Here is a 16,764-nt window from a genome sequence, read left to right on the forward strand (position 1 = left end):
AATGCGGGTGCACAGACAGCTGCACGGGCGCGGGGCGCTGTTCGACACGGAACCGCCGGGGCTCGCGCCCCGGCTCGTGGGACTGCGGCCGCACCAGCACCGGGCCATCGCGGTGGAACATCCGCAGGAACTCCCCTTCGTCGTGCTCACCGGCGCGCGCGGCACGGGCAAGAGCGCCCTGCTCGGCGAGTTGCGGGAGGCCTACCAGGGGCACACCCCGGTCGCCCTGATCGACTGCGAGGCCGCCGAGTTCGCGGCGCCGCCCGCGGGCCGGGACGCCGAGGCCTGGTCGCCGGTCTCGCAAGCCCTGCTGGTGATCGCCGAGCAGCTCGCGGAGCCGGTGACCGGCGCGGGGCGGATCACCTTCCCGCGGCTGATGTCGGGCCTGGTCGCGGTCGCCGCCGGAGGGTGGCGGGACGCCGACTCCGAGCGGATCCGGCGCGAGGTCGAGCGGATCCTGCTGCTCAACGAGAGCGGGTCGTGGATCGCCGGGTTCGCCGGGCGCTGGGCCGGGCGGGTCGCCGCGAATGTCGCCGCCGCCGCGACCGGCACCGGGCCACTGCTGTCCTCCGCCATCGAGGCGACGCTGGAGTCCATCTCCGACAGCTTCGTCCACCGCCGTCAGCAGCGTGCCGCCACCTGGTGGCGGGACTACCCCAACGCGAGCCGCAACGCACGGCGCGGACTCATGCTGCTGTCCGGTCACTTCCGGGCCGGCGGCACCTCCCGCGAACACGCCGAGCGGTATCTCGTCCGGGCGTTGCTCGCCGACCTCACCGACGCCTACACCGGCGTACTGCCCCGTATGCAGCGCCTGGGCCGCCCCCTCGTCCTCGTCGACAACGCCCAGTCCGCGCCCGGCCCCGGCCTCACCGACCCCGTCCTGCGGGACCGCTCCGAGGGCATCGCCGACCATGTCGTCTTCATCACCGCACTGCGCGGCGCCGGCCGCCCCGCCCTGCGCAACGCCGTACGGCACACCCTCCCCGAGGTCGCCCGGCGCACCGACTGGACACCCGACCCCGCGTCCCCCTCCTCCCGCGCCCTGCTGGTCTCCCTGCCGCCGCTGACCGCCGACGACACCCTGCACATCGTCGACGAGCACCAGGTGCCACCCCAACTCCCGCACGCAGTGCACCGGTTGACCGGCGGCAATCCGCTCGGCATCACGCTGCTCACCGAGTCCGCCGCACAGAACGGCACCGCCTCCCTCGGCGACCTGCTCACCTCGGACGTACGGCTGCACGAGGACCGCGACGGCAGGCCCGCCTACGTCGAACTCCTGGACCGGCTCGTGCCCGCGGACCGGCTCGAGGAGCTCACCGTGCTGGCCGCCGCCCACGACCACGACTCCGCCACCGCGCTCGCCGAGGCCCTTCTGCCGGACGACTTCGGGCCGGCCGACGTACGGGCCCTGCAGACCCGGCTCATCCAGGAGGGGCTGCCGGAGGTGCCGGGCCGGTTCGTCGGCGACCCCTTCGTGCGGACCCTGCTGCTGCTCCGGCTGCACCACCGCTCCGCCGACCACGGGCGCTGGCGCGAGGCCCACGAGACGCTGATCGCGTACTACGCCCCGACCGGTCCGGACGAAGCCCGCGCCCGCTACCGGCTGCACCACGAACTCGCCCTCGGCACCACCGAGTCGGCCGTGGCCCACCTGCGCGACACCTTCACCGCCCTGGACACCCGCACCTGGCTGCGCACCCTTCGCTTCGTCGCCTCGGCACCCTACTTCCACGCGCACGACGCCGAGGGCCACGACTTCGCCGCCCGCGACGACCGGCGCGCGGCGATCGCGCTGGGCCACACGGACGCCGTACAGCGGGTGCCGGACGACGTGGACGAAGCGGACCCCGTCCTGCATCTGCGGATACGACGGCTGCTGCACGCCGTGTGGCAGCTGACCGACCCGCTCGCGCTGCCGGACCCGAGGGTCTGCGACCGGCTGCGCTTCGAGCTGGAGCAGCTGTCCAACCTGCGCCCGGCCGGCAACGCGCTGCTGTGGCGGGCCTCCCGGGACTGGCCCGAGGACGCGCTCGCGGGGCGGTCGCTGCGCATCCCGGACGACGAGGACGACAGCGAGGGGGAGGCGTGATGGCCGGCAGAGGCTTCGGGACGTGGCTGCGGGAGGGCGTGTGGGAGATTCCGCTGCGCCGGTACGTCGCGATCGTGCTCGCCGTGGCGGTGACGGCGGGCCTGGTCCTCGGCGTGCGCACCCTCGCCCACGACGACCACTCCTGCGCGGCCGGGGTCGTCGAAGCGGACGGCGGCGACGAGTGCGTGGGCGTCTCGGCGACCGGCTACGACTGGGGCAGGGCCCCGCTGCGGCCGGTCGTCCGGGCGATCGACCGCGAGAACCGGTCCATCAAGGGCCCGTACGTCACCGTGGCCCTGTTCGAGCCCTTCACCGCGACCGACGCCGACAACCTCGGTGACGTGCTGCACGAGCTCCAGGGCGCATATCTCGCGCAGTACCAGGCCAACCACCGGTCCAACGGGACCGTCCCCGCGATCCGGCTGGTGCTCGCCAACCCCGGTGCCACCGGCGCCCATTGGGAACACACCGTCGACCAGCTGGAGAGCATGACCGGCGGCAAGGACCGGCTGCGGGCGGTGGCGGGGATCGGGCTGAGCACCGCCAACAACAAACGGGCCGTCAGCAAGCTCACCGCCCGCGGCATCGCGGTGATCGGCACCTCCATCACCGCCGACAACCTCGCCAACGGCCAGAGCGGCAAGGACCCCTTCCCCGGGCTCGCCCGGGTCGCCCCCACCAACACCGACGAGGCCCGCGCGCTCACCTCCTTCGCCCAGGTCGCGGCCGACAAGGCGGTCCTGGTCTACGACCAGAAGGCGGACGACAAGGACGACGGCGACCCCTACTCACTGACCCTCCAGCGCTCCTTCGAGAAACTGCTCAAGGGATCGCCGTACGCCCCCTGGTCGTTCAACCCGCCCGGCGACCGCAGCCTGGAGGGCTCCACCGCCAACGACTTCGAGCAGATCACCCACCTGGTCTGCGACACGGACACCGGCACCGACACCATCCTGTTCGCCGGACGCCACACCCAGCTGCGCCAGTTCATCAACGCACTCGGTGAACGCGGCTGCCAGAAGCGGAAGTTCACCCTGCTCACCGGCGACGAGGCGTCCTACCTCACCGGCGACAAGGACCTGGACCGGGACGCCCTGAACCGCAACCTCACCGTCCGCTACACCGCCCTCGCCCATCCGGACGCGTGGCTGAAGTCCCCGCCCGCGACCGGGGGTTCGGCCGCCGACGCGAAGGTCCTCCAGGATCTGGTGCTGGAAGGCCAGGGCGACAAGGTGGGCCCGATCGGCGACGTCGACCTGGAGGACGGCCAGCTGATCATCGCCTACGACGCGATGCGGCTGACGTACCAGGGCATCCGGTTCGCCAAGGGCAGCAAGGACATCCCCACCCTCGAAGAGGTCCGCAACGAGTGGCGGCTCATCAAGGGCACCCAGCAGCGGGTCGACGGCGCGAGCGGCTGGATCTGCCTCGACAACCACGGCAACCCGTACGACAAGGCCGTACCGATCGTGGAACTGACCTCCCAGGGCACCGCCCGCTTCGTACGGATCGCCTGGCCGGAGGGGAAGCCACCGGCGAAGGAGTGCCTGCCGCCGTCCTAGGCGGGCTGGCGCGCTGCTAGGCGTCCAGGGTCTCCACGAGACGTTCCAGCCGGGCCCGCCACGCGGGCTCGGTCTCGCCCTCACCCTCGTACTCGTGCGTGAAGCGCAGCACCGCCCCGTCGTCGCCGTCCCGCTCCAGATGGAACCGGACCCGGCCGCCCCGCTCCAGTGTGTACTCGGCGACCCGGTCCACGTCCCACGCGGTGACCTGCCCCTCCCCGAGGCCCGGCAGCACGACCGCGCCGCCGAGCCGGGGTTCGAGCACCGCCGCCCCGGTCCACCAGGCCGCGAGCCCCTCCGCGGTGGCCACCTCCGGCCAGACCGTCTCCATGGGCGCCGGCAGCCGCACCAGGAAGTGCAGGATGCGGGTGCCGCCGTGCGTCTGGCTGCTGCCCTGTCCGACGAAACCGGTCATGACTCCAGGGTGGCCCGTCGAGGGCTCAGACGCCCGCGTACGAGTGTTTTCCGGAGACGAAGATGTTGACGCCGTAGTAGTTGAACAGCCAGCAGCCGAAGGCGATCATCGCCAGGTAGGCGGCCTTGCGGCCCTTCCAGCCCGCCGTGGCACGGGCGTGCAGGTAGCAGGCGTAGGCGACCCAGGTGATGAACGACCAGGTCTCCTTGGGGTCCCAGCCCCAGTAACGGCCCCACGCGTCGCCCGCCCAGATCGCGCCCGCGATGATCGTGAACGTCCACAGCGGGAAGACGGCCGCGTTGACGCGGTAGGCGAACTTGTCGAGGCTCGCGGAGGCCGGCAGCCGGTCCAGGACGGAGTTCGCGAACCTGCCGGGGGTGCCGCCGGACGCGATCTTGTTCTCGTAGCTGTCCTTGAAGAGGTACAGGATCGTGGCGACCGCGCCGACGTAGAACACCGCGCCGCAGAAGATCGCGGTGGAGACGTGGATGTACAGCCAGTACGAGTGGAGGGCGGGAACCAACTGGTCGCTGGCGGTGTACAAGACGGTGACGGCGAGGCCGAGATCGAGGAGGACCGTGGTGACCAGGAACAGCCCGAGCCAGCGCACGTTCTTCTTCAGGGCCAGCAGCCCCAGGTACACGGCGACGGCCACCGTGGAGAAGGTGATGTTGAACTCGTACATGTTGCCCCAGGGGGCCCGCTCCACCGAGGCCGCGCGGGCGACGACCCCGGCGAGCTCGACGAGGAAGGCGAGCACCGTGAGGGAGATGGCGATACGCCCGTAGAGGTCGCCCTGCTCGTCCCCGCCGTGCGCCCCGGGCCCGTCGGGCACGTCACGCGACCCCGCCGCCGACCGCACCACGACCTGCGGCCGCTCCAGTACGGCGGTGCTGCCGCCCTGGTTCACGGTGACGGCCGGCGCCTTGGCCTTGGTGTCGGCGGTGAGCGCGGCGGCGGTCCGGCCGACCTTGCTGCGGCTGCCGAGGAGCCATTCGGCGATGTACGCGAAGAAGGCCAGGGTGTAGACGGCCATCGCGGAGTAGATCAGCGTGTTGCTGATGTTGGCGAGGTGCTCGTTGGTGGCGGTGGCCAACTCGGTTGCGGCGGCGTAAGTCACCTCAACACTCCTTCGGGTGAATGTCCCGGCGACTTGCTGTCGGGCGGTGAGGGCTGCGGGAAGCTTGGGGTCGTGTTACCGGGCTGGTTTCAACCCGGCTGGCGTTGATCGTGGAAGACCCGGAGGGCCGCTGGTCCGCTGGGCGGCGAGAGCCAGGAATCTCCCTAGTTCCGCGCGGGAGAGGACTCAATTCTCAGCCCCTTCCGTAGATGCGGCGCCGGAGTCGGACACACCGTCCGGCTCCGCCTCCGTGCCCTCGGGCGCTCCGGAAGCCTGGTCGTAGAGGACCCCCGCCAGCTCGCCCAGCTCCTCGGGCACCTTCGCCGACTCGCTGCGGCCCAGGCCCGCCATCTCCACGACCGTCACCCCGTCGGCGCCCGTCACCGCCCGCACCCACACGCGGCGGCGCTGGATGAACAGGGACGCGGCGAGGCCGAAGATCGCGGTGAGGGCGCCGGCGAGGGCCCAGCCGCTGGCGGGCTGCTGGACGACCTGGAAGTTCGCCCACTGCCTGGTGCTCTCGTAGGTGATCGACCCGGCGCCGTTCGGGAGCTGCATGGTCTGGCCGGGCTTCAGGTTGTCCCTGAGCTCCTGGCCCTTGGCGTCCTTGAAGTCCTTCACATGCGACTTGTCGAGCTGGTACACGCTCTGCGGGATGCCCGAGTTCACGCCGAGGTCACCGTGGTACGGCGTGAGGTTGAGCACCGGGTTGTTCAGCGCGGGGAAGGTGGAGGCCGTCTCGCTGCCCTTGGTGTAGGTCGGCAGGAAGAACGCCGAGATGCCCAGCTGCTCGCTGACGCCCTGGGCGTTCCGGTAGCCGTCGAGGACCTTGATCACACCGGTGGAGGTGACGTTGGAGTCGAGCGGCAGCATCGCGACCGCGTCGTGGAAGACGACGTTGCCCTTGCCGTCCCGGACCGTGATGAGGGGGGCGTAGCCGTGGGCCGTGAGGTAGACCTTGGCGTCGCCGATCTCGAGCGGCTCGTTGACCTTGACGAGGGTCTTGTGATCCTTGCCGTAGGCGCCCTCGCTGTAGTTGATGGCGGCCTGGTAGAGACGCGGGGTGCCCTTGTTGGGGCCGCTCGTCTCGTAGGTGCCGGTGAACTTGTCGAGGGTGAAGCTGAACGGCACCAGGTCGTCGGTGCTGAAGAGGTTGCCGGACTTGAAGTCGTCGTAGGAGATGAGGGTGTTGGAGAAGCCGTCGCCCTCGACGACCAGCTTGTTGCCCTCGGACTTGAACAGCTGGCCCCAGGCGAAGGCGGTCAGCATCACGATCAGCGCGATGTGGAAGGCGAGGTTGCCGATCTCGCGCAGATAGCCCTTCTCACCGGCGACGTTGTCCCCGGCGAGGTGGGCGCGGAACCGCTTCTTCTTCAGCAGGGCGAGCGCGGCCTCGCGGACCTGCTCGGGCTCGGCCTCGGTGCGCCAGGTGGTGTAGGCGGGCAGCCGGGTCAGGCGCTTCGGGGCGCCCGGCGGCCTGCCGCGCAGCTGCCCGACGAACTGCCAGGTGCGGGGCACGATGCAGCCGATGAGGGAGACGAACAGCAGGATGTAGACCGCGGAGAACCACACCGAGCTGTAGACGTGGAAGAGGCCGAGCTTGCCGTAGACGTCCCCGAGGGTGGGGTTGTTCTTGACGAAGTCGGCGACCTTCGTGGCGTCGGTCCCGGTCTGCGGGATCAGCGAGCCGGGGATCGCGCCGAGCGCCACGAGCAGGAGCAGCAGCAGGGCGACCCGCATGGAGGTCAGCTGCCGCCAGAACCAGCGGGCCCAGCCGATCACGCCCAGGGCGGGCATGCTCAGGCTCTCCTTGGGCGCGGTGGAGAGCTGGGAGCCGGCGGCCCCGAGGTCCTGGTCGCCGACGGGAGCGTCGGGCGCGTCCGAGGTCGCGGGGGTGTCGGGTGTGGTCTTGCTCATGGATCAGATCCCCACAGAGAAACCGGCGGACCAGGACTGGAGGTCCTGCACGAGGCGGTCCCACAGGCCGGTCAGCAACAGCAGTCCGGTCACGATCATCATGGTGCCGCCGATGCGCATGACCCAGACGTAGTGGCGCTTGACCCAGCCGAAGGCGCCGAGCGCCTTGCGGAAGGCGACCGCGGCGAGCACGAAGGGCACACCGAGGCCGAGACAGTAGGCGACGGTCAGTATGGCACCGCGGCCGGCGCTGCCCTGCTGCGCGGAGAGGGTCAGCACGGAGGCGAGGGTCGGGCCGATGCAGGGGGTCCAGCCGATGCCGAACAGCGCGCCGAGCAGCGGGGCGCCGACCAGGCCCATGGCGGGCTTGTTGTGGAAGCGGAACTCCCGCTGGGTCATCCAGGGCATCAGGCCCATGAAGAAGAAGCCCATGAGGATCATGAGCACGCCCAGCACCTTGGACAGCACGCCCTGGTTCTCCTGGAGCGTCTGGCCGAAGTAGCCGAACAGCGCCCCGCTGGAGACGAACACCACGGTGAAGCCGAGCACGAACAGGGAGGCTCCGGCGACTATGCGTCCGCGTCGGGCCTCGGCCAGGTCGGTGCCGGTGACTCCGGTGACGTACGACAGATAACCGGGGACCAGCGGCAGGACGCACGGCGAGAAGAAGGAGACGAGGCCGCCGAGGACCGCGAGGGGCAGGGCGAGGAGCAGCGCGCCGTTGAGGACGGTGCCGTTGTAGCCGGTGTCGGCGGCGAGCGTGACGACTGCGCTCACGTCACTTCTCCGCGAGGACCGGGTTGATCATCTTGCGCAGCTTGCTCTCGCTGAGCGCGGCCAGCGAGCGGGCGGCGATCTTCCCGTCCCGGTCGATGATGAGCGTGGAGGGCACGGCCTGCGGGTTGAGGGTGCCCTTGCTGAAGCGGAGCATCAGCTTGCCCGTCGGGTCGTACAGGCTGGGGAAGGTGATGCCCATGTCCTTCTCGAAGGCGCGGGCGTTCTGGATGCTGGTGTCGCGGGTGTTGACGCCGACGAACTGCACGTCCTTGCCCTTGAGGTCCTTGTGGACCGCTTCCAGGTTGGGTGCCTCGGCCCGGCAGGGGGCGCACCAGGAGCCCCATATGTTCAGGACGACGATCTTGCCCTTGTAGTCGGCGACGTCGAGCTGTCCCCCGTCGACGGTCTTGCCGGACAGGTCGGGGGCGGTGCCCCGGTCGCCCTGCTTGGCGGTCGAGATGCCGTCCGCGCCCATGATGAAGTTGGTGTCGCCGCCTCCACCCGAGGTGCCGCCCGAGCTGCAGGCGGAAAGGGTCAGCGCTGCGGCTGCGGCACCCGCGGTGAGCAGGGTGGTACGGACTCGGGAGCGGCTACGACTGGCGGCACTCATGTGAAAAGTTTCGCATGCCCGTTCCGGGGATCTTGCGCACCCCCCTTGCGGGCGGAAACCCGCATTTCAGGCAGCGTTCGAGGAGGCTGTCGAGGAGGGGGTGCCGGAGGGCCTCGAGGAACCCCTGAGGAAGGTCTTCCAGCCACCGGCGGGCTGCTGTCCGACGTCGAGCGTCCGCAGCTGCGCGAGCACCTCCGGCTTCTGTACGTCCATCCAGTCGACGAACTGCCGGAAGGAGACCATGCGGACGTCCCCGCCCTTCTCCTTCTCCCGCGCGATGTGCTTGAGGGCCTGCTCGACGGCGTCCATGTAGATGCCGCCGTTCCAGTGCTCGAAGTGGTTGCCGACGAAGAAGGGGGCGCGGTTGGTCTCGTAGGCCCGCTGGAAGCCGGAGATGTAGGCCCCGGCGGACTGCTCGCGCCAGGCCGGGTGGTTGTGGGCGGGCGCGTTGGTCGAGTTGACCGACTGGTTGGCGAGCATGTTGTAGTCCATGGACAGGACCTCGAAGCTGCGGCCGGGGAACGGTACCGCCTGGAGCGGCAGGTCCCAGATGCCGTTCTTCTTCTCGGGCCAGACCTGGCGGCCGCCGGGCGAGGAGGCGTCGTAGCGCCAGCCGAGCTCGCGGGCGGTGGGCAGCAGGTTGTCCTGGCCGAGGAGGCAGGGGGTGCGGCCGCCGACGAGTTCCTTGTCGTAGTCGAAGGGCAGCGCGGGCAGGTCGGTCCAGCCGGTGTTGGTGCGCCACTCCTTGACGAAGGCTTTCGCCTGCTGGATCTCCGAGCGCCACTGTGCCGGTGTCCAGTTGCCGACAGTGCCGTAGCCGGAGCAGAAGTGGCCGTTGAAGTGCGTGCCGATCTCGTGCCCTTCGAGCCAGGCGCGGCGGACGTTCGTCAGGGTCGCCTTGACGTGCTCGTCGGTGAGGTAGCCGATGTCGGAGGCGCCACGGGGGTTGTTCGGGGGGTCGTAGAGCCGCTTCTTCGACTCGGGCAGCAGGTACAGCCCGGAGAGGAAGAAGGTCATGTGCGCCTCGTGCTGCCTGGCGAGGTCGAGGAAGCGCGGGAAGAGGCCGTTGCCGACCTCGCCGGCGCCGTCCCAGGAGAAGATCACGAACTGCGGCGGAGTCTCACCCGGTTCCAGCGGCACGGGCTTGCCGGGCTGGTGGGGCTGCTTGCCGGTGAAGGATGTGGAGCCGTCACCGATGGGGCGGACGGTGACCGGCTTCTTGCTGGGCGAGGACCCGGCGCCGTGGGTCACCCCGTCCGCCCCGTCCCCGTCCGATCCGGTGAGGGTTCCACACCCCGAAAGCCCTACGGCGGCCGCGGCGCCCGCGCCCAGGCCTATTGCTCCCCTTCGGGTGAGAGAGTGCATGCTTCCCCGATTCGTCACGTTCTCTGGTGGTCACCCATTCAGAGGAGACGAAGACGGGGAAGGTTCCGGCGCGATTTCCGGATTCGGTAACAGAAGGGCGCCCCTTCAGGGGCACGGGGAACTGCGCGACCAGCCACAACGGGCCGCCAGTTCCCCACGGGCCTACAGCGGAGCGGCTACGCCCCGAACCCCTTGGACCCACCCTTCACCGGCTTGGCCCCGGCCCGGAGATGCACCGGCACCAGATCGATCGCCGGCTCGCTGTACCCCACGGACACGATCCGGTCGCCCTGATACGTGAAGGACGTCAGAGACGCGAGCGTGCACTGCCGCTTGCGCGGATCGTGCCACAGCCGCCGCTTCTCGACGTAGGACCGCACGATCCAGATCGGCAGCTGATGGCTGACCAGCACCGCCTCGTGCCCGCGCGCCCGGTCCCGCGCAGCGTCCAGCGCGCCCTTCATCCGGACGACCTGGTCGACGTACGGCTCTCCCCAGGACGGCTTGAAGGGGTTGACGAGGTGCTTCCAGTTGTCCGGGTTCTTCAGCGCCCCGTCGCCGACACCGAAGGTCTTGCCCTGGAAGACGTTCTCCGCCTCGATGAGCCGCTCGTCGGTCGCGATGTCGAGGCCGTGCGCCTTGGCGATCGGCGTGGCCGTCTCCTGCGCCCGCTCCAGCGGGGAGGCGCAGACGTAGGTGACGTCCCGTGCGGCCAGGTGCTCGGCGACTCGGTCGGCCATCTGGCGCCCGAGCTCGGAGAGGTGGTAGCCCGCGAGACGGCCGTAGAGGACGCCGTCGGGGTTGGCGACCTCGCCGTGCCGCATGAGGTGGACGACGGTGATGTCGCTGTTGGTCGGGGTGCTCATGCTGCCGTGGCCTCCGCCGCCGCTCGGGCCGCCGCCGGAAGGGCGTCGGCGATGCGCTGAACCGCCTGCTCGTCGTGGGCCGTGGAGACGAACCACGACTCGAAGGAGGACGGCGGCAGGTAGACACCGTTCTCCAGAAGGGAGTGGAAGAACGCGGTGAACCGGAAGGACTCCTGCGCCTTGGCGTCCTCGTAACTGCGCACCGGCCGGTCGGTGAAGAACACCGAGAACATGTTGGAGGCGTTCTGCACGGTGTGCGCGACGCCTTCCTTGCCGAGCGCCTCGGAGACCAGCGACTGGATCTGCTCGGAGACGGCGTCGACCTTGACGTAGGCCGCGTCGTCGAGCAGCCGCAGCTGGGCGAGGCCGGCGGCGGTGGCGACGGGGTTACCGGAGAGGGTGCCGGCCTGGTAGACGGGTCCGGCGGGAGCGAGGTGCGCCATGACGTCGGCGCGGCCCCCGAAGGCGGCGGCCGGGAACCCGCCACCCATGACCTTCCCGAAGGTCATGAGGTCGGGCTTGACCCCGTCGATGCCGTACCAGCCACTGCGGCTGGTCCGGAACCCGGTCATGACCTCGTCGGAGATGTACAGGGCGCCGTTCTGCGCGCAGGCGTCCTTCAGTCCCTGGTTGAACCCGGGCAGGGGCGGCACGACGCCCATGTTGCCGGGCGAGGCCTCGGTGATCACACAGGCGATCTCGCCGGGGTGGCGGTGGAAGGCCTCGTGGACGGCTTCGAGATCGTTGTACGGCAGCACGATCGTGTCGCCGGCCTGGGCACCGGTGACGCCCGGGGTGTCGGGCAGCGCGAACGTGGCCACACCACTGCCCGCCGCGGCGAGCAGCGAGTCGACGTGACCGTGGTAACACCCGGCGAACTTGATGACCTTGGTGCGCCGGGTGAAGCCGCGGGCGAGCCGGATCGCGGACATGGTGGCCTCGGTCCCGCTGGAGACGAGCCGCACCTGGTCGACGGGCTCGACCCGGGCGACGATCTCCTCGGCGAGCACGACCTCGCCCTCGCCGGGGGTGCCGAAGGAGGTGCCCTTGGACACCGCCTCCTGGACGGCCGCGATGACCTCGGGGTGCGAGTGCCCGAGGATCATGGGGCCCCAGGAGCAGACGAGGTCGACGTACTCGCGCCCGTCGGCGTCCGTCAGATAGGGCCCGGTGCCGGACACCATGAAGCGGGGGGTCCCGCCGACGGCACGGAAGGCGCGGACCGGGGAGTTCACGCCGCCGGGCGTGACGGCGGACGCGCGGTCGAACAGGGCCTGCGAGACAGGCGCCTCGTATGAATAGGGCAATTCACTCATATCCTGCGACTACTCCGACCTTCTCCGGTTTGTTCGGCTTTCTCTGACTCCGTTGCCGGTGACCACCTCAGGGTAGGCCAGCCCTCGAAAGCCCCCCGCGTCCGACGATCTGCGAAACTGGATGCAGATACACACAGCTCACGGAGACGATGGCACGGAGCCGTTTGTTCAGGGGCTGCGAAGATCCTGCGGACAGGTGTTTCAACGCACGTTTCGGCGCGCGGCCGTGGGGGAGGTCACTGACACGATGATCGGGTTGCGCGGCGGGGCCTGCGCGTCCTAGAAAAGCAGTCGGGTGGAGATATGCATCGCGGTGGCGGACTGGGCGAGGGGACTGATGACCTGGGTCCTCGACGTGCCCGGCGGGGGAAGCACCGACGCGAGGCGGAGGAAGCCAACGAGACGCGTCAGGGGCATGGTGTGTCCGGCGTCTCCGGCGCGACCGGTGAGTCGGAACGCGACGAGCGACGTATCGAACGTCGGATCGATCCGTTGAGGGCGGGAAGCAGGAATGGTGGTCGGGTGGGGGTGACGTACAAGTACTTCGGCGCGCCCGACGGCGCGACCGCGGCCCGTGTCCCGATCTCGATGCGCCCCGAGGAACTCGGCGGTGACGAGCTCGGCATGAACGGCATGTTCACCAAGATCAAGCCGGAGACCATGGCGGCGATGGTCCTCACCGGTATCGAGGGCGTCCCCCTGCACAAGGTCCCCCCGCTCGAACTGGTCGTCCTGCACCCCGACTACGCGGTGGTCAAACTCCCCATGACGGTCGTGGACCCCCTGCGCGGCATAGGCGAGGAAGCGGTCGGCGCGGCGGCGTTCATCTGGTCGACGGTCCCGGACCGGGGCGGCCCACGGGACGCGTTCAACGTGTACCAACTGCTGCACGAGTGGCAGGACTTCAGCCACCGGTTGCATGAGGCGGGGCATCAGCCGTACTGCCTGGTCTGGCCCTGACCTGGGACTTCATGTGTACGGGGCGGGGGTTTTGGACCCCGCCCTCGTCATGTGGGCCGATCGTTGTCAGTGCCGGGTGACATGATCCGCGCCATGGATCTCCGCCTCCTACTCGCCGACCTCGACCAGCTGGACTGGTCACTGCTCCACCATGCCTACGGCTCCGCGGAGGACGTGCCCGCCCTGCTGCGGGATCTCGCGTCCCCGGTGGAGACGACCGCCGCGGAGGCGGAGGAGGAGCTGTGGAGCAGCATCGTCCACCAGGGCACGGTCTATACGGCGACAGCCGCCGCGGTGCCGTTCCTGGCGGGACTGGTTGCCGCAGGCGTGCGTCGAAGCGCCTTGATGGGCATGCTCGGTGTGATCGCCGGGAGCGTCGACGAGCACGGTCTGCCGGTGCCCGGCGCGGCCCGCGAGGCCGTTGCGGCACAGCTGGGACAGCTCCTGCCGCTGCTCGCGGACGACGATCGCGAGGTGCGGCGGACCACGGCGTGGGCGGTGGCCCAGTGCCGGTCAGCGGCCGGCCCCGACGCGCTCGCGGCGCTGAGAGCCCGCTGGGCGGCGGAGAGCGATCCGGCAGTCCGCGCGGATGTGCTGACGTCCTGTGCGCTCCTGGATCCTGACGCGGCCGAGGAGCTGTGCTCCGCCGCCCTCGCCGGAGACGAGCCGGCGCCGGTTCAGGTCGCGGCGCTGCTGGTCACCGCCGACCACGGCCTGCCGTGGACCATGGAGACGACCGCGTGCGTCACGGCGTTGGTCCCGTTGGAGCGGCATGGGTTCGGCGCCCTGTGGGAGCGGGAACCGCTGCAGGCGCTCACCCAAGCCCTGCACACACGCGGCGAGGTCGACACCGCCATCGACGTGGTCGGCTCCGCGCTCGGACAGGCCGCGGCCCTGCGGCTTCAGGGGAGCGAGCACGCGCACGCCGCCACCACCGAGGCGCGATGGGCCGCCGCGTCCCTCGCCCTGAGCTCACGGACCGCCCCGGCACGGCTGCTGCCCGCGTTGCTCCCGCTGCTCGACGATCCGGCCACCGCGGCCGACGTGATCCCCCTGCTGCGAACCTGGTGTCAGCCTGCCCCGGAAGCGGTCCCGGCCCTGCTTGCCCTCGCGGAAAGTGATGACGAATCGGCCGACGCGGCCCTCGACGCGCTGGTGTACCTGGGAGCCCCGGAGGCGGCCGGGCTCCTCGCCCGCCATCTGGCCGACCGGCCGCGTGCGCTGCAGACCGCGCACCTCCTCGCGACCGGTGAGACCCGGACGCCGAGTCGTGGCGACACGGTCGGCGACGACCCGGCCCCGACTCCCCTGCCCCACGATCCTGAACTGCTCCACGCGATACGCGTCCGGCTCGCCGCCGAACCGTCCCGCGAGCGTGGATCGGTCTTCGGCGGCGGGCTGGCCACGACCAACGAACCGGTCCACCTGTGCGGGCTGCTGGCCGCTTGGGGCAGGCCGGCCAGAGCCGCCCTGCCGGAGCTGCTCGCCGCGCTGCCCCGTCATCCGCTCCCGGTCAGCCGCGCCCTGGCCGGCGTGGCCGATCCCCAGGCCGACGCCCACGTGATCGAGGCGCTACGAGCCCAAGCCCGACAGGGACCACCGGCCACGCGTCAGGCTGCGGCGAGCGCACTCCATTCCCTGACGGGCGACGCCGGCCCCCTGATCTCCGTACTCTCCGAGTCGCTGGCGAAGCGCGGCAACAGCTTGGACCACACCGTCACCGTGGCCGCCGCGCTCGGGGAGGCCGCTCGTCCCTTGCTTCCGCTGCTGCACACCCTGCTGGCGGAACCGCCGCAGTCGCGCGAGACCGTGCCGATGATCAGGGCGGCGCTCGGGGCCGCGGCGCTGGTCTGGGAACTGACCGGGGATGAGCAGGCAGTGCTCCCGGTGATTCAGGAGGGCCTCGCCTGGGCCTCCCGACCATGGGGCCAGGAGACGGTGAAACGCGCCGCCGAAGTCGCTTGCCTGCTCGGTCCCGCGGCTGAGCCGCTCGTCCCCGACTTCCTGTCGCTGCTCGACGATCCGGAACTCGCCCCTGCCCTCGTACTCGCCCTGACCAGTGTTCGTCCCGAGGCCGGCACACCCGCCGGGCCGGCCCGGACCGCGCCGGCCGACCGTGTCCTGGCAGCGGCCCGGCCGGGCTCGTACGCGCGCTCCGCCTCGGTCGTGCTGAAAGCCTGCGTCGCGCTCGGCCCGACCGCCTTCACCGACGCTCAGCTCGACCAGATCCGCGATCTCGCGGACGGCGACCGGCGCATCGTGGGCTCCGGCCTCCAGGACCGGATCATCCTCGACGACGAACGCTTCCGCGCCGAGGCCCGGAAGGTCCTACGGACATTGACTGCCGATCCCTCGAGCTCGTAGCGACCTCCGCGCTCACGCGACCGCGCTCAGGCGGCCTTGCGGCCCCTCTCCCCGTGCGCCCGGATGACGTCCGCGTACCGGTACCCCGTGCCCTTGATGGTCCGCCGCTGTGTCTCGTAGTCGACGTGGACCAGGCCGAAGCGCTTGTCGTAGCCGTAGGCCCACTCGAAGTTGTCCAGCAGGGACCACGCGAAGTAGCCGGCCAGCGGGGCGCCCTTGCGGGCGGCGGAGGCGCAGGCGGCCAGGTGGTCGATCAGGTACTGCTGGCGTTCCGGGTCGTCGACCGTCCCGTCGGGGCGTACGACGTCGGGGTAGGCGGAGCCGTTCTCGGTGACGTAGAGCTTGCGGGCGCCGTACTCGTGCGTGAGGCGGAGCAGGAGGGTCTCGATGCCGTCGGCGTCGATCTCCCAGTCCATGCCGGTGCACGGGACGCCGGGGCGGGAGACCTGACGGGTCCTCGGGGCAGGTCCGGTGGGGTCGTCGGCGACGGTGATCGGCATGTAGTAGTTGAGGCCGAGCCAGTCCAGGGGCGCGGCGATCACCGCCAGGTCGCCGTCCCGCTCCGGGAGTTCGACGCCGTAGACCTCGCGCATGTCCGCCGGGAAACCGCGGCCGTGGACCGGGTCGAGCCACCAGCGGTTGGTGTGGCCGTCCATGCGGTGGGCGGCGGCGAGGTCTTCCGGCCGGTCGGTGGCGGCGTGGACCGTGGAGAGGTTGGTGACGAGGCCGACCTGGGCGGAGGGGGACGCGGCGCGGATCGCCTGTGCGGCCAGGCCGTGGCCGAGGAGCAGGTGGTAGGAGGCGCGGACGGCGGCCGTGAGGTCGGTCAGACCGGGTGCCATCGTGCCTTCCAGATGGCCGATCCAGGCCGAGCACAGGGGTTCGTTGAGCGTGGTCCAGTGCTCCACCCTGTCCCCCAGGCGCCCGGCCACCACCGAGGCGTACGCGGCGAAGTGCTCGGCGGTGTCGCGGGCGGGCCAGCCGCCGCGGTCCTGGAGCACCTGGGGCAGGTCCCAGTGGTAGAGGGTGACGGACGGGGTGATGCCGGCGGCCAGCAGGGCGTCGATCAACTCGTCGTAGAAGTCGAGGCCCTTGGGGTTGACCGGGCCGTCCCCTTCCGGCATCACGCGCGGCCAGGCGACCGACAACCGGTAGGCGTTGGTGCCGAGCCGGCGCATGAGGCCGATGTCCTCGCGCCAGCGGTGGTAGTGGTCGCAGGCGACGTCGCCGGTGTCGCCGCCCGCGACCTTGCCGGGCGTGTGCGAGAAGGTGTCCCAGATCGACGGCGAGCGGCCGTCCTCCGACACGGCTCCCTCGATCTGGTAGGCCGCCGTGGCCGTGCCCCACAGGAAGTCGTGCGGGAGTGCGGCGAGGTCGATGCTCACGGAAGTCCTTTC

At 70.6% G+C, this 16,764-nt stretch carries 13 protein-coding genes; 4 read left to right on the forward strand and 9 right to left on the reverse strand.

The annotated features are described in order from the left end of the window. Position 1 precedes the first annotated feature (1 nt). Together ABZT06_RS30215 and ABZT06_RS30220 are read left to right on the forward strand one after the other, a co-directional pair. Entirely contained in the window at positions 2-2,095 is a 2,094-nt protein-coding gene (locus tag ABZT06_RS30215) for a hypothetical protein (RefSeq protein ID WP_355747995.1), read from the forward strand. Further along, the gene (locus ABZT06_RS30220; RefSeq protein ID WP_355747764.1) at positions 2,095-3,657 is read left to right on the forward strand and encodes a hypothetical protein; all 1,563 of its coding nucleotides are present in this window, start codon (positions 2,095-2,097) and stop codon (positions 3,655-3,657) included. Before ABZT06_RS30215 ends, ABZT06_RS30220 begins: the two co-directional genes overlap by 1 nt. A gap of 16 nt (positions 3,658-3,673) precedes the next feature. Here the strand turns inward: ABZT06_RS30220 and ABZT06_RS30225 are convergent, their stop codons facing one another. From ABZT06_RS30225 to hemL, 8 genes are all read right to left on the reverse strand, one after another. Continuing rightward, positions 3,674-4,072 carry a hypothetical protein gene (locus tag ABZT06_RS30225; RefSeq protein ID WP_355747767.1) on the reverse strand — a complete coding sequence of 133 codons (399 nt, stop codon included), beginning with the start codon at positions 4,070-4,072 and terminating at the stop codon, positions 3,674-3,676. 25 nt (positions 4,073-4,097) lie between these two features. Further along, positions 4,098-5,192, reverse strand: coding sequence for a c-type cytochrome biogenesis protein CcsB (ccsB, locus tag ABZT06_RS30230; protein WP_355747770.1), 1,095 nt, complete (start codon positions 5,190-5,192; stop codon positions 4,098-4,100). A gap of 186 nt (positions 5,193-5,378) precedes the next feature. Beyond that, positions 5,379-7,109 carry a cytochrome c biogenesis protein ResB gene (locus tag ABZT06_RS30235; protein ID WP_355747773.1) on the reverse strand — a complete coding sequence of 577 codons (1,731 nt, stop codon included), beginning with the start codon at positions 7,107-7,109 and terminating at the stop codon, positions 5,379-5,381. Between the two features lie 3 nt (positions 7,110-7,112). Next, positions 7,113-7,886: a cytochrome c biogenesis protein CcdA gene (locus ABZT06_RS30240; protein WP_355747776.1), complete on the reverse strand. Its 774-nt coding sequence runs from the start codon at positions 7,884-7,886 to the stop codon at positions 7,113-7,115. Between the two features lies 1 nt (position 7,887). Continuing rightward, positions 7,888-8,496 carry a TlpA disulfide reductase family protein gene (locus ABZT06_RS30245; RefSeq protein WP_355747779.1) on the reverse strand — a complete coding sequence of 203 codons (609 nt, stop codon included), beginning with the start codon at positions 8,494-8,496 and terminating at the stop codon, positions 7,888-7,890. A gap of 66 nt (positions 8,497-8,562) precedes the next feature. Further along, entirely contained in the window at positions 8,563-9,861 is a 1,299-nt protein-coding gene (locus tag ABZT06_RS30250) for a hypothetical protein (protein WP_355747782.1), read from the reverse strand. Between the two features lie 176 nt (positions 9,862-10,037). Then, positions 10,038-10,727 carry a histidine phosphatase family protein gene (locus ABZT06_RS30255; protein ID WP_355747785.1) on the reverse strand — a complete coding sequence of 230 codons (690 nt, stop codon included), beginning with the start codon at positions 10,725-10,727 and terminating at the stop codon, positions 10,038-10,040. Next, positions 10,724-12,043, reverse strand: a complete 1,320-nt coding sequence (gene hemL / locus ABZT06_RS30260) for a glutamate-1-semialdehyde 2,1-aminomutase (protein ID WP_355747788.1) — start codon at positions 12,041-12,043, stop codon at positions 10,724-10,726. The genes ABZT06_RS30255 and hemL overlap by 4 nt, the downstream gene beginning before the upstream one ends. A 303-nt stretch (positions 12,044-12,346) precedes the next feature. Here hemL and ABZT06_RS30265 point away from each other — a divergent pair, with 303 nt between their 5' ends. Together ABZT06_RS30265 and ABZT06_RS30270 are read left to right on the forward strand one after the other, a co-directional pair. After that, positions 12,347-13,003 (forward strand): hypothetical protein, encoded by a 657-nt coding sequence (locus ABZT06_RS30265; protein ID WP_355747791.1) that lies wholly within the window; start codon positions 12,347-12,349, stop codon positions 13,001-13,003. Between the two features lie 93 nt (positions 13,004-13,096). Continuing rightward, entirely contained in the window at positions 13,097-15,367 is a 2,271-nt protein-coding gene (locus tag ABZT06_RS30270) for a hypothetical protein (RefSeq protein ID WP_355747794.1), read from the forward strand. 26 nt (positions 15,368-15,393) lie between these two features. On the opposite strand, the gene ABZT06_RS30275 is transcribed toward ABZT06_RS30270, so the two are convergent. Then, positions 15,394-16,752 carry a GH1 family beta-glucosidase gene (locus ABZT06_RS30275; protein WP_355747797.1) on the reverse strand — a complete coding sequence of 453 codons (1,359 nt, stop codon included), beginning with the start codon at positions 16,750-16,752 and terminating at the stop codon, positions 15,394-15,396. Positions 16,753-16,764 lie beyond the last annotated feature (12 nt).

The sequence above is a fragment of the Streptomyces sp. NPDC005483 genome (assembly GCF_040606035.1).
Lineage (GTDB): Bacteria > Actinomycetota > Actinomycetes > Streptomycetales > Streptomycetaceae > Streptomyces.